This window comes from Micromonospora sp. NBC_01405 (genome assembly GCF_045040155.1).
In the GTDB taxonomy this organism is placed as follows: domain Bacteria; phylum Actinomycetota; class Actinomycetes; order Mycobacteriales; family Micromonosporaceae; genus Micromonospora.
On the sequence record NZ_CP109532.1, the window covers coordinates 5,136,695 to 5,150,095 of the forward strand.

The 13,401-nt window shown below is 72.9% G+C and carries 7 protein-coding genes and 1 pseudogene; 4 read left to right on the forward strand and 4 right to left on the reverse strand.

Annotated elements, in window-relative coordinates:
- Nucleotides 1-72: 72 nt before the first annotated feature.
- Nucleotides 73-6,162 (reverse strand): annotated as a pseudogene (locus tag OG559_RS22465) (type I polyketide synthase); the annotation flags it as partial.
- Nucleotides 6,163-6,197: 35 nt separating this feature from the next.
- Nucleotides 6,198-7,433, reverse strand: coding sequence for a cytochrome P450 (locus OG559_RS22470; RefSeq protein ID WP_405106635.1), 1,236 nt, complete (start codon nucleotides 7,431-7,433; stop codon nucleotides 6,198-6,200).
- A gap of 356 nt (nucleotides 7,434-7,789) precedes the next feature.
- On the opposite strand from OG559_RS22470, the gene OG559_RS22475 reads away from it, so the two are divergent.
- Together OG559_RS22475 and OG559_RS22480 are read left to right on the forward strand one after the other, a co-directional pair.
- Nucleotides 7,790-9,361, forward strand: a complete 1,572-nt coding sequence (locus tag OG559_RS22475) for an ANL family adenylate-forming protein (RefSeq protein WP_405106637.1) — start codon at nucleotides 7,790-7,792, stop codon at nucleotides 9,359-9,361.
- Nucleotides 9,362-9,371: 10 nt separating this feature from the next.
- Nucleotides 9,372-9,521: a hypothetical protein gene (locus tag OG559_RS22480; protein WP_405106639.1), complete on the forward strand. Its 150-nt coding sequence runs from the start codon at nucleotides 9,372-9,374 to the stop codon at nucleotides 9,519-9,521.
- Nucleotides 9,522-9,735: 214 nt separating this feature from the next.
- Here the strand turns inward: OG559_RS22480 and OG559_RS22485 are convergent, their stop codons facing one another.
- Nucleotides 9,736-10,569 (reverse strand): SGNH/GDSL hydrolase family protein, encoded by an 834-nt coding sequence (locus OG559_RS22485; RefSeq protein ID WP_405106641.1) that lies wholly within the window; start codon nucleotides 10,567-10,569, stop codon nucleotides 9,736-9,738.
- A 194-nt stretch (nucleotides 10,570-10,763) separates the two neighbouring features.
- Nucleotides 10,764-11,006, reverse strand: a complete 243-nt coding sequence (locus tag OG559_RS22490) for a hypothetical protein (protein ID WP_405117119.1) — start codon at nucleotides 11,004-11,006, stop codon at nucleotides 10,764-10,766.
- Between the two features lie 115 nt (nucleotides 11,007-11,121).
- Between OG559_RS22490 and OG559_RS22495 the strand changes: the two genes are divergently transcribed.
- Nucleotides 11,122-12,174 (forward strand): 3-dehydroquinate synthase family protein, encoded by a 1,053-nt coding sequence (locus OG559_RS22495; protein ID WP_405106643.1) that lies wholly within the window; start codon nucleotides 11,122-11,124, stop codon nucleotides 12,172-12,174.
- Nucleotides 12,171-13,394 carry a 3-deoxy-7-phosphoheptulonate synthase gene (locus OG559_RS22500; RefSeq protein ID WP_405106645.1) on the forward strand — a complete coding sequence of 408 codons (1,224 nt, stop codon included), beginning with the start codon at nucleotides 12,171-12,173 and terminating at the stop codon, nucleotides 13,392-13,394. The genes OG559_RS22495 and OG559_RS22500 overlap by 4 nt, the downstream gene beginning before the upstream one ends.
- Nucleotides 13,395-13,401: the final 7 nt, after the last annotated feature.

Consider the following 13,401-nt stretch of genomic DNA (forward strand, 5'->3'; position numbering starts at 1 on the left):
CTCCAGGGCCGCCAGCCCGTCCAGTACCGAGGGGGCGGGCGCCGGTTCGGCGGGCGCCGCGGCGGTCCGCGTGAGCTCGGCGTCGAGGTGCTCGATCAGGGCGAGCGGCGTCGGCTGGTCGAAGGCGAGGGTGGCGGGCAGCCGCAGCCCGGTCGCGCCGCCGATCCGGTTGCGCAGCTCCACCGAGGTGAGCGAGTCGAAGCCCAGGTCGTGGAAGGGCAGCTCGACGGTGACCTCGTCGGCCGAGGCATAGCCGAGCACCGCGGCCACGTGAATGCGGACGAGTTCGCGCAGCCGCCCGCGCCGCCGCGCCGGGGCGAGTGCCCCCAGGGCCTCGGGCGACACCGCCGACGCGGACCGGGGCCGGACCGCGCGGCGCCGCCCGGAACGCCCGGCGAGTTCGCGCAGCATCGCCGGGACGTCGTGCTCGTCGAGCCCGGCGATCGTCGTCAGGTCGAGGCGCATCGGGGCGAGCATCACCCGGTCGCTGGCCCGCGCCGCGTCCCACAGGTCCAGGCCCTGCCCGGTGGTCAGGCCGAGCATGCCGCCGCGGCCCAGCCGGGCCCAGTCGGCGGCGCCGAGCCCGCCCGCCATGCCCGCACCCGAGGGGTCGTCGCCGTCGGGCGCCCACGGCCCCCAGGCCAGCGACGTCGCGGGCAGCCCCGCGGCGCGTCGCTCGGTCATGAGCGCGTCCAGGAACGAGTTGGCTGCGGCGTACGCGCCCTGCCCGGCCGCGCCGAGCAACCCGGCCGCGGAGGAGAAGCACACGAACTCGGCCGGCGGCGCGTCGCGGGTCAGCTCGTGCAGGTGCCAGGCGCCGTCGACCTTGGGGCGCAGCACCCGCTCCAGCTGCTCGCCGGTGATCGAGCCGAGCACCCCGTCGGCCAGCACGCCCGCGGCGTGCACGACGGCGCCCAGCGGGTGCTCCGGCACGACGGAGTCCAGCACGCGCCGGACGTCCTCGCGGGAGCCGATGTCGCCGGCGACCACCGACACCGTGGCCCCGGCCGCGGTCAGCTCGGCGACCAGCGCGTCGGTTCCGGGCGCGTCCGAGCCGCGCCGGCTGAACAGCAGTAGCCGCCGGGCGCCGCCGCGGGCCAGGTGCCGGGCCAGGTCGTGGCCCAGCCGGCCGGAGGCGCCCGTGATCAGTACCGTGTCCTCGGGCCGGGCCGTTCGCGGCACGGTGAGCACGACCTTGCCGACGTGCCGGGCCTGGCTGACGAAGCGCAGCGCCTCCGGCGCCCGCCGGATGTCCCAGTCGCGTCGCGGCGGCAGGTGCAGCACACCCCGCTCGAAGAGGGCGAACAGTTCGGCGCTCATGCCGGCGATCCGGTCCGGACCGGCGGACTCGACCAGGTCGAACGCCTGGTACGCGATGCCCCGGCCGGCGAGTTCCGCGGGGTCGCGCGGGTCGGCCTTGCCGATCTCCACGAACCGTCCGCCGGGGGCGAGCAGCCGCAGCGAGGCGTCCAGGAACTCGCCGGTGAGCGAGTTCAGTACGACGTCCACGCCGCGTCCCCCGGTGACCGCGCGGAAGTGCTGCTCGAAGTCGGTGGTGCGGCTGGAGGCGAGGTGGTCGTCGTCGAGTCCGAGGTCGCGCAGCACCGCCCACTTGCCGGCGCTGGCCGTGGCGAACACCTCGGCGCCCAGGTGACGGGCGAGCTGGATCGCCGCGATGCCCACGCCCCCGGCCCCGGAGTGCACGAGCACGGTCTCGCCGACCCGCAGGCGGGCCAGGTCGGCGAGACCGTGGTACGCGGTGAGCCAGGCGATCGGCAGGGCTGCGGCGTCCTCGAAGGACCAGCCCGGCGGCATCGGCGCGACCAGGCGTTCGTCGGTGACCGCGACCGCCCCGAACGCGCCGCCGAACACGCCCGTCACCCGGTCGCCGGGGCGTACCCGGGTCACCTCGGGGCCCACCTCCCGCACCATGCCCGCGGCCTCGGCGCCCGGTATCGCGGACCCGGGGTACATGCCCAGGGTGATCAGCACGTCGCGGAAGTTCACGCCGGCGGCCCGCACCTCGACGCGTACGTCGCGGTCGCCGAGCGGCTCCAGGGCCTCGGGGAACGGCACGAGCGCGAGGTCGTCGAGGGTGCCCCCGCCGGACGCCGCGAGCCGCCAGGCCGGCTCTTCGGGCACGCTCAGCAGGCCGTCGGCGTCGGCCGGTCGCAGCACGGGCACGAGCACCCGGCCGTCGCGCACCGCGACCTGCGGGGCGCCCGTGGCCAGCGCCAGGGCTACTGCCGTGTCCTCCGGAGTGTGCTCGTCGACGTCGACCAGCACGATCCGGCCGGGGTTCTCGGCCTGCGCGGCGCGCGCCAGACCGAGCGCGGGCGCCGCGATCAGGCCGGCCGTCTCGCCGGGCCCGGCGGCGACCGCGCCGCGGGTCAGCACCGCCAGCCGCGTGCCGGCGTGGCGTGCGTCGGCGAGCCACCCGGCCAGGTCGCCGGTCACCCGCTCGACGGTGGCGCGGACCAGGGCGGGAACGTCGTCGCCCTCCTCGGCCACCACGCGATACACCTCGGCCTGCGCATCGACGGACCCGGTGGCCTCGACCCAGTCGAGGCCGAGCAGGGCCCGGTCGCCGCGGCGGCCGGACGGCGCCGACAGGCGGGCCGGGATCGGCCGCCAGACCAGGTTCTCCACGGTCGCCACCGGCAGGCCGACGTCGTCGGCGAGGGTCAGCTTCACTTGCCCGTCGGTGCCGCGCACCCGGACCCGCAGCTTGGCCAGGCCGGGCCGGTGCAGGGTGAACCCCGACCAGGTGAACGGCATGACGCCCGTGCCGGTGTCGACCGGCCGCAGGTACGGGCCGAGCCCGACGGTCTGCAGCGCCGCGTCCAGCAGCGCCGGGTGGATGCGGTAGTGGCCGGCCTCGCGCTCGTGCTCGGCGGGCAGGGCGACCTCGCCGTACACCTCGGTGCCGCCGCCGGGCAGCTCGCGCAGCCAGACCCGGCCCATCCCGCGGAACGCGCCGGTGTAGTCCCAGCCGCCGGCCAGGTCGGGCCGCTCGTAGATGCCGCCGCCGATCGTCGGCACCAGGCCGGGCGGCGGCCATGAGGTCAGCTCCGGCTCGCCGGGGGAGCCGCCGGGCGCGAGCAGGCCTGCGGCGTGCTGCTGCCAGGGGCCGTCATCGTCGGGGCGGGAGAACACGCGTACGGTGCGGATGCCCGTGTCGTCGGGGGCGCCGACCTGGATCTGGATCCGGACGCCGCCGTCCTCGGGCGGTAGCAGCGGCGCCTGCAGGGTCAGCTCGCGCAGCACCTCGCACCCGGTCAGCTCGCCGGCGTGCAGGGCCATCTCGACGAACGCGGTCGCGGGCAGGATCAGGGTGTCGTGCACGCGGTGCCCCGCCAGCCACGGGTGCTCGGCCAGCGAGAGCCGCCCGGTCAGGACGCGGCCGTCGCCGTCGGCGAGGTCAACCACCGCACCCAGGAACGGATGCGTGGAGCGCCTGAGCCCGGCGGCGGCGACATCGGCGGCGCCGGCCGGCGCGGACAGCCAGTAGTGCTCGTGCTGGAACGGGTAGGTGGGCAGGGCCACGGCGCGGGGAGCGGCCGGGGCGAACACCGCGCGCCAGTCCACGGCGGCCCCGTGCGCCCACGCCGTCGCCAGCGCGCGCAGCACCGACTCGTCGTCGTCGTGGCCCTTGCGCAGCGTGGGCACGGCGACCGCCTGCTCGACCAGCGGGCTGAGCACCGCGTCGGGGCCGAGTTCGAGCAGGACGTCGACGCCCTTGGCGAGCACGGCGCCGAGCCCGTCGCGGAAGCGGACCGTGCGGCGTACCTGCTGGGCCCAGTACGCGGGTGAGGTGAGCTGCCCGGCGGTGGCGAGGCGGCCGGTCACGTTGGAGACGATCGGGATCCGGGGCTCGTGCGCGGTCAGGCCCGCCACGACGGCCTCGAACTCGGCGAGCATCGGCTCCATCAGGGGGGAGTGGAAGGCGTGGCTGACCCGCAGCCGCCGGGTGCGCCGTCCCTCACCGGCCCAGAGGCTCTCCAGACGTTCGATCTCGGCGAGCTCACCGGACACCACGACGGCGTCGGCCGCGTTGACGGCCGCGATCGCGACCCGGTCGCCGCGCCCTTCCAGTGCGGGCAGGACGTCGTGCTCGGGCGCGCGTACGGAAAGCATGGCGCCGCCCTCGGGCAGCGCGGCCATCAGCCGTCCCCGTGCGGCGACCAGCCGGCAGGCGTCGGTGAGCGACCACACCCCGGCGACGTGGGCCGCCGCGATCTCCCCGATCGAGTGCCCGAGCAGGACGCGCGGTCGCAGGCCCCAGCTCTCGTAGATTCGGAACAGCGCGACCTCGACCGCGAACAGGGCGGCCTGGGCGTGATCCGTACGGTCGAGCAGGCCGCCGTCGGGCGCCGCGAGAATCTCGCGCAGCGGGGTTTCCAGGTGTTTGTCGAGCTCGGTGCAGATCTCATCGAAGACCGGGTTCTCCTTGGCCAGCGCAAGGGCCATGCCCGGGCGCTGCGAGCCCTGGCCGGTGAAGAGCATCCCGACGCGCCCGGCCGTGGCGACGCCGGTCACGACCTCGGGGCCCGGTGCACCGCCGGCCAGGCCGTGCAGCCCGTTCAGCAGGCTGTCGCGGTCGCGGCCGAGCAGGACCGCCCGGTGCCGGAACGCCGACCTGGCGGTGGCCAGCGAGAATCCGAGGTCGGCCGGGCCGGTGCGCCCGGCGACGTCGAGCAGCCCGGCGGCCTGCGCGGGAAGTGCCCGCTCGGTCTTGGCCGAGACCGGCCAGGCGAGCACGGGCAGCGTGCCGGCCTCCACCTCGTGCTCGTGCTCGTCCTCGGGCGCCTCCTCGAGGATCAGGTGGGCGTTGGTGCCGCTGATCCCGAACGAGGACACCGCGGCGCGGCGCGGCCCGTGCCCGCGTTCCCACTCGACCGGCTCGGTGAGCAGCGCGACCGCACCCCGCCAGTCGACCTTCGCGGTGGGCTCGTCCACGTGCAGCGTCCGAGGCAGGCGCCGGTGCCGCATCGCCATGATCATTTTGAGGACGCCGGCCACGCCGGCGGCGGCCTGGCTGTGCCCGATGTTCGACTTCACCGAGCCCAGGCGCAGGGGGCGCTGCGGCGCCCGGTCGCGGCCGTACGTGGCCACCAGCGCCTCGCCCTCGATCGGGTCGCCCAGCGCCGTGCCCGTGCCGTGCGCCTCCACCGCGTCCACGTCGCGCGGCGACAACCCGGCGTCGGCCAGCGCCGCGCCGATCACCCGCCGCTGCGCCTCGCCGTTGGGTGCCGACAGGCCGTTGCTGCGGCCGTCCTGGTTGACCGCCGAGCCGCGCAGCGTTGCCAGCACCCGGTGCCCGTTGCGGCGCGCGTCGGAGAGGCGTTCCAGCAGCACGACCCCGGCGCCCTCGGCCCAGATCGTGCCGTCCGCGCCGGCCGCGAACGACCGGCAGCGGGCGGTCCGCGAGATGACGCCCTGCCCGCAGAACTCCACGAAGCTGCGCGAGGTGCTCAGGATCGTCACCCCGGCCGCCACCGCCAGCGAGCACTCCCGGACGCGCAGCGCCAGCGCCGCCTGGTGGATCGCGACCAGCGACGACGAGCATGCCGTGTCCACGGTGACCGAGGGGCCGGTGAAGTCGAAGAAGTACGACACCCGGCCCGACACCACGCTGGCGATGTTGCCGATGATGCCGTGGGGCGAGTACGGCGACGCCTTCCACAGGGTGTCGTAGTCGTGCCCGGTCACCCCGCAGAAGACGCCGGTGTCGCTGTCGCGGAGCGTCTCGGGGTCGATGCCGGCGGACTCCAGGGCCTCCCAGACGACCTCCAGCAGGACGCGCTGCTGCGGGTCCATCACCAGCGCCTCGCGCGGCGAGATGCCGAAGAAGCCCGCATCGAACGCGCCGGCGTCGATGAAGCCGCCCTCGCGCACGTACGAGCGCCCCTCCTGCCCGGCCTGAGGGTCTGGGTCGTACAGCGCCTCGACGTCCCAGTGGCGGTCGCCGGGGAACTCGCCGATCGCGTCGCGGCCCGCGTCGACCAGGTCCCACAGGTCCTGCGCCGAGCGCACCCCGCCCGGGAACCGGCAGCCGGTGCCGACCACCACGACCGGGTCGTCGGCGCGCTCCTCGCCCCGGCGCAGCTTCTCCTTCGTGGCGAGCAGGTCGGCGGTGACCTTCTTGAGGTACTGCCGCATCTTGTCGTCGGCGACGCGCACGTCGATCCCTTCGCTCAGGGCCGCAGGGTGACGGGCAGGGTCCGCAGGCCGCGCACCACGACGTGCTGGCGGTAGTCGAGCGCGTCCTCGTCGGCCTCGAACCCGGACGGTCGGGTCGCGAACGCGGACAGCGCGATCTCCGCCTCCTGCCTGGCCAGCGCGGCGCCGATGCAGTAGTGCGGCCCGGCGCCGAAGGAGAGCTGGATGCTCTTCGGCTTGCGGTCGGCCTTGAACCGGTCGGCCCCGGGGAACGCGGCCTCGTCCCGGTTGCCCGCGGCCAGCAGCAGCACCACGACCGTGCCCGGCTCGACCCGCAGCTCGCCGATCGTGGTGGGCCGCAGCACGACCCGGGCGGTGAGCTGCACCGGGGCGTCGTACCGCAGCACCTCGTTGACCAGCAGCGGCGCGATCTCGTGCCGCTCGCGCACCAGGGCCAGCTGGTCGCGGTTGCGGTGCAGCGCCAGCACCCCGTTGGAGATCACGTTGGTCACCGACTCGTGGGCGGCGGCGAACAGGTTGAGCAGCACGTTGGTGATCTCGGGGCGGGTCAGCGACTCGCCGCCGTCGCGTACCTCGATCAGGCTGGAGATCAGGTCTTCGCCCGGCTGCCGGCGTCGCTTGTGGATCAGGTCGGCGAAGTACGCGTGGATCTCGAACGAGGTCTTCGCGAAGCCGCCGACCTCCTCCTCGCTGAACAGCTCCGGGCTGCGGAACGCGGCGGACAGCGTCGGCACCTCGGTGGCCAGGGCCAGCTCGTCCGACCAGTCCTTGAGCATGGCCACGTCGCCGTCGGGGATCGCCATGAGCTCGCAGATCACGCCCAGCGACACGCGGGTCGCGTACTCGACGACGTCGAACGAGCCGCGATCCGCCAGGTCGGCGTAGACGCGGTCGACGGTGCTGCGGATCATCGGCTCGTACCGGCCGGTGATCCGTGGGGTGAACGATTTGGAGATCAGGTTGCGCTGGCGGCCGTGCTCGGGCGGGTCCATGAAGAACAGCGACTCGAGCACCATCAGCGAGCTCGACCGAGGCAGCACCTCGGCGATGCTCGGGTAGCCGAGGGTGTCGTTGCCCATCGCCGGGTTGCGCAGCACCGCCATGCAGGTGGCGTGGTCGCCGACGACGACCAGGTCACCGGCGCGCAGCGGGCTGGCCGCCCGCAGCTCGGCGAGGACCGGGTACGGGTCGCGGCGCACGGAGTGGTCGAGGAGCGCGAACAGCGGATTGGTGTCCAGCGGACCGGGCACGGTGCAGTCTCCTGACGACGACAGTGACGGAGTCGATCCGCTGCGGCCGATACTAGGATCGCGCAACGGATTCGCGCCCCTACCAGGATGAATGGTTTCCGCCGCCGGCCCCGACGGACCGACGTCTCCCACGCACAATCGGTGGCCGCACTCGCCCCGGCGGCCGATTCGGGCCTTCCCCGAAAAGTGCGCCTACCCCATTTTCTGGCGGCCGGGTGCCGTCAATGTGAGGGATGGGGGCCATGCTTCCCCGCAGGTTAACCTGCGATTCGCGGTCGGCGCTGGTCATCGCGTTCTTCCGGAGAAGGAAGGCGAACCGGGTTATGAGTACGACGCACGGGCATTATGTTCAGCGGTTGCTGACCAAATTCGACGCCGATCCGGATCGCGCCGCAATAGTCAGTGGCGGTGTCATCCTCACTGCGGGGGAAATCGCCGACGCCACCCGCCGGGCCGCGGCGGCGATGGGCCGCCAGGGCATCACCTGCGGGGACGTCGTGTGCATTTTCACCGAGCCCAACACCGCCGCCACCTTGATTCTGCGCTGGGCGGCCAACCTGCGGGGGGCGACCGCCGCGCACGTGCGCGGTGTGAGCGCGGTCATCCCCGACGACGAACTGCGACTGGAGTCGCAGCGCGCCGTCGTCGCGGACCTGGGCGCACGGATGCTGGCGGTCGACGTGTCTCACGAGGGGCGGGCGCGCGACCTGCTCGCGACCGGGGCCGAGCGTCCGGTCCTGGCGGTTCTCGGGGCCGGGGGTCCGGACACCGTGGACCTGACCGCCGGATCCGGCGACGGCGCCGAGCCCTGCGCGGACATCACCGACGACGACCTCGCGGTGATCACCCAAACGAGTGGGTCGAGCGGCCTGCCGAAGGGCGTCTGCTGGACCTTCGGGGTCAAGAACGACATGGTCGCGTCCGCACCGTGGCTGCCACCCATAGCCGGTGCGAGCGCCGCCGGCCGCCGCAGCCGGACGAATGTCCTGATCACCGCGCCGCTCACCCATTCCAGCGGGTTCGCCGCGGACGACACGCTCGTCTCCGGTGGCATGGTGGTGCTGCACAACGGCTTCGAGGCGGGGGCCGTGCTGCGCGCGGTCGCCCAGCACCGGATCAGCCGGCTCATGCTCGGCACTCCGCAGGTGAACGCGCTCGCCGAGCATCCGGACCGGGCGGGCGCCGACCTGTCCAGCTTGGCCGAGCTGTTCTACATGGGTAGCCCCGGGGCGCCGCTGCGGCTGCGCGAGGCCCGGGAGATCTTCGGTCCGGTGCTGATCCAGGGCTACGGCACAAGCGAGGCCGGCGACGCGATCACCGTGCTCTCCCCGGACGACCACAAGGACCTGCGCACCTGCGGCACCGTCGGCCGGCCGTTGAGCCCCGAAGCGCTGAGCATCCGGCACCCGGAGACCGGCGCGGCCCTGCCCGTCGGCGAGATCGGCGAGGTCTGTGCGAAGCCGCGCTGGCCGTCGGCCGGCTACTGGCACGAGCCCGAACTGACCGCGGCGCTCGTCCGGGACGGCTGGATTCGCACCGGCGACCTCGGGCACCTCGACGCCGGCGGTTACCTGCACCTGAGCGGCCGGCTCTCGGACATGATGAAGGTCAGGGGAATCCGGATCCATCCCGAGGCCGTCGAGAGGGTGCTGAACCAGGCGCCCGGCGTGTCCCAGGCCGCGGTGTGCGGCGTGGAGGACCCCGACCGGGTGGAGCGGATGTACGCCGCCGTCGTGCCGAAGCCCGGTGCGGCCGTGGACCCTGAGGAACTGCGTCGCCATGTCGCCGAGGCGCTGTCCGACAGTCACGTCCCCAGCTTGATCGAAATTCGCCGGGAACTGCCGGTGATCGGCCCGGGCAAACCTGATCGGGTCCAACTGCGGGCCGATGCCCGCGCGGCATTGACCCGGTCCGGCTCCCGGGTCTAGCACTGCTGACGTGCCGGCCGGCGAGGTGGAGCACTGGGACCTGCCGTACGACCTGGGCGCGACCGCTACGCAGCGGGTCGAGATCCGTGCCCACATCGACGCCGGCCAGCCGGTTCCGACCGGGTACGGAAATCGCTCTATCCGTACGGTGCCGGCCTGACCTGGTAGTACCCGCTCACGAGCGAGACGGCTCCACCGGGTCGACCCGGTGGAGCCGTCTCATCCGGCGCCTACGGACAAACCTTCACGCCCGCAGCGGTGATGTAGCCCGACACCGCCATGTCATTCCTCGCCCAGTACGGGACTGTCCGAGTTGACGAGACAGCCCCGGTTGAGCGGCGGGACGGAGGAGTGGTTCGGGTTGTCTGCGCGGGCTATGCCTTGGCGCTAGCCCTCTTGGCGGTGGCGGACTGGCCGACTGCCTGGGTGAACACCGGTAGGTAGCCGTTGGCCTGCCCGGTCACCATCGGGTGGTACGAGTTCGACAGGTTCAGGATGTCGACCGAGTGGATCCACTTGTTGCCGCTGCAGATCTGGTGCCCGACGAAGATGCTGCGCACGTCGGCGAAGGTGAACCCGGCGCGGGCCGCGGCGGCGGCGATCAGGTTGTCGGCCAGGTTGATGCCCTCGTTGACCTTCGCGCGGGCCGTCTCACCGATCCCGACGCAGACCGTGCCGAGCTGGTAGAAGACCGGGTAGCTCAGCACCACGACCTTGGCGTTCGGGGCCTTGCCGCGGATCGCGGCGTAGGTCCGGTCGAGCAGGCCGGGGAGGTTGGCCCGGGCCTGCGCCTGGGCCGCGTCCACCGCGGCGATGCAGGCAGTGGAGCCCTTGAGGGCGCAGGTGGACATGATGTTGCCGAACCCGGCGTCGTTGCCGCCGATGGTGATGCTGACCAGGGTGGTCTGCGAGCTGAGCGCGGCGACCTGCGAATTGATCACGTCAGTCGTCTTCGCGCCCCCACAGGCCACCGACTTGTAGGAGGCCGGCGCGTTGGCCGCCGCCCAGCGGGCGGAGAACGCGTTGGTGCTGCGTTTGCAGTTGCCGCTCTCCGGGGTGTAGCTGCCGGCGCCGACACCCGAGGCGTACGAGTCGCCGAGCGCCACGTAGTGGTGGCCGGCGGCCTGCGCCGGGGTGGCCAGCCCAAGTACCGCGAGCGTCGCGGAGAGAACACCTGCGAGCAGGGTCAGCATCCGGGTTCTGGTCATGTACCCCTCCATCGTTCAAGGATGCGAAACGACTAATAGCAACTCGTCGATGCCTGAGGATACATGCCGCTTGGATCATTACAACGGCGTGCGACTACAACTCCAGCCGTCGCCGCGCTGTCCACGGCGCGCAGCGCCCTTGCCGGGATCCACTCACGAGCGTAGGCAGGGACACCACGCTCCACCCGCCACCGTCAGCCCCTGCACCGGACCACCTTCCAGTGCCGAAGGAAATGCGCGTGACCACACTCAGCCGGCGGGCCGGCGGTGGCCCAGCATGGACTGTGCGCGGCGACCTCCTTGCGCACGGCCTCGGCGAGGTTGTGCCACAGATGCCAGCGGTCCGCGACCTGCAACGCGTCGGGCAGCGCACGGCGGACCGCTTCGGGTACGTCGTCGGCCTCGGCGGTCAGCTCCGCACCCGGCACGATCGTCATCCTGACCGGCCGGTACTACTCACGTTGGTGATAGCTGCCCGGAGCGACGCGGGCGAGACTGATCAGGCGGTTGGTGGGGGCGGAACCCGTTCACGCAGCGGCCGGAGGGGACAACATGACCGCGGTTTCTCTGCGGCTGAGAGACCATTCGTACGACGTACTCATCGGCCCGGGCGTGCGGACGGCGCTCGCCGGCGTCATCCGGCGGCTGGGCGCCGAGCGAGCCGTCGTCGTGTCGGCCCGCCCCCGGGAATGGGTGCCCGACACCGGGGTGCAGAGCCTGGTGCTGCCCGCGCACGACGGCGAGCACGACAAGACCCTCGGCACGGTGGAGGCATTGTGCGGTGAGTTCGTCCGCTTCGGGCTGACCAGGTCGGACGTGGTTGTCTCGTGCGGCGGCGGTACCACCACCGACGTGGTCGGGCTGGCGGCCGCGCTGTACCACCGGGGCGTACCTGTGATCCATCTGCCCACGTCCCTGCTCGCCCAGGTGGACGCCAGCGTCGGCGGGAAGACGGCGGTGAACCTGCCCGCCGGCAAGAACCTGGTCGGCGCGTACTGGCAGCCCAGCGCGGTGCTCTGCGACACCGACTACCTGTCGACCCTGCCGCGGCGGGAGATGCTGAGCGGCCTCGGCGAGATCGCCCGCTGCCACTTCATCGGCGCGCCGGATCTGCGCGGGCTCACCCTGGCCGAACAGATCACCGCCAGCGTGACGCTCAAGGCCCGCATCGTGGAGGCGGACGAGCGGGACACCGGAGTGCGGCACCTGCTCAACTACGGCCACACGCTGGGCCATGCGGTGGAGAGAGCCACCGGCTACGCCGTACGCCACGGCGAAGCGGTGGCCATCGGAACGGTCTTCGCGGGACAGCTCGCCGGGGCTCTCGGCCGGATCGGGCAGGCCCGGGTGGCCGAGCATCACGACGTCGTCCGGCACTACGGGCTCCCCGCCGCACTGCCGGCCGAGGCTGATACCGCCGCCCTCCTCCGGTTGATGCGACAAGACAAGAAGGCGCTCCGGGGATTCACCTTCGTCCTGGACGGACCGGAGGGCGCGGCACTGGTGAGCGACGTCCCGCCGGACGTGGTCGCGAGCGTGCTGGATCGGATGCCGCGAACGCCCGTGGCCGACCTGGTCGCTTCGCCCGGCGGGGCTCGTCGATGACGCACTTTCCTCCGCTGGACGGCCTTCTCGCCGGGCGGCTGGAAGCAGCGTTGCGCAAGCCGGCGGCGCAGCAACCGGTGTGGCCTGATCCGCGCCGGGCACGAGACGCGGTGGCCGCGCTGAGCCGGGCCGAACCGATCGTAACGCCGGACGAGACCGCACGGTTGGCCCGTCAGCTCGCCGCGGTCGCCCGGGGCGAGGCGTTCCTGCTGCAGGGAGGCGACTGTGCGGAGACCTTCGCCGACAGCACCGAGGCCCATCAGCGCGCCAATCTCCAAACGCTGGCCCACATGGCCGCGGTGCTCGTCCACCGTGCCGGATTGCCCGTCGTCAGGATCGCGCGAATGGCCGGGCAGTATGCCAAGCCCCGCTCACAGGCCGTCGATGCCCGGGGTCTGCCCGTCTACCGCGGCGACATGGTCAACTCTGCCGAATCCACGCCCGCGGCCCGGGCACCCGACCCTGACCGGATGCTGCGAGCCCACGCCGGCGCTGCCGGAACCATGGGGTTTGTCCGCGAATTCCGTCGAGGCGGCCCCGCCGGCAGCGAGATCTACGTCAGCCACGAGGCGCTTCTGCTCGACTACGAACGGTCGCAGCTGTGGGCGGACACCAGCGGGCCGGAGCCTCGCTTGTCCAGTGGACTGGGGCACTTCCTGTGGATCGGCGAGCGCACCCGCCAGCTCGACGGCGCCCATCTCGCCTTCGCGGAGCTGTTGTCCAACCCCATCGGTATCAAGATCGGTCCGGCGACGACCCCGGAGCAGGCGGTCGAATATGTGCGCCGGCTCGACCCGCACGGCGAGCCCGGGCGAGTCACGCTGGTGAGCCGCATGGGGCACTCCCGGATCCGTGACGTTCTGCCGCCGATCGTGGAGAAGGTCACCGCCTCCGGCTGCCAGGTGATCTGGCAGTGCGACCCCATGCACGGCAACACCTACATGTCGGCGAACGGCTACAAGACCCGCCATCTCCGTCAGATAGTCGACGAGATCACCGGCTTCTTCGAGGTGCACCGGGGGCTGGGCACCCACCCCGGCGGCATCCACGTGGAGGTTACGGGCGACGACGTCACCGAGTGTCTCGGTGGTGCGCCGGCCGTCGCGGAGAAGGATCTGCCTGTCCGGTACGAGACGGCTTGTGATCCCCGCCTGAACGCGCGGCAGGCGGTGGGGCTCGCCTTCTTGGTCGCGGAGATGGTCGGGGCGTCCCGGACGTAGCGGACGC

Bases quoted from the DNA above. Each gene is read 5' to 3' on its own strand.
- OG559_RS22500 (WP_405106645.1), top strand. From the start codon at position 12,171: ATGACGCACTTTCCTCCGCTGGACGGCCTTCTCGCCGGGCGGCTGGAA.
- OG559_RS22495 (WP_405106643.1), top strand. From the start codon at position 11,122: ATGACCGCGGTTTCTCTGCGGCTGAGAGACCATTCGTACGACGTACTC.
- OG559_RS22490 (WP_405117119.1), bottom strand. From the start codon at position 11,006: ATGACGATCGTGCCGGGTGCGGAGCTGACCGCCGAGGCCGACGACGTA.
- OG559_RS22485 (WP_405106641.1), bottom strand. From the start codon at position 10,569: ATGACCAGAACCCGGATGCTGACCCTGCTCGCAGGTGTTCTCTCCGCG.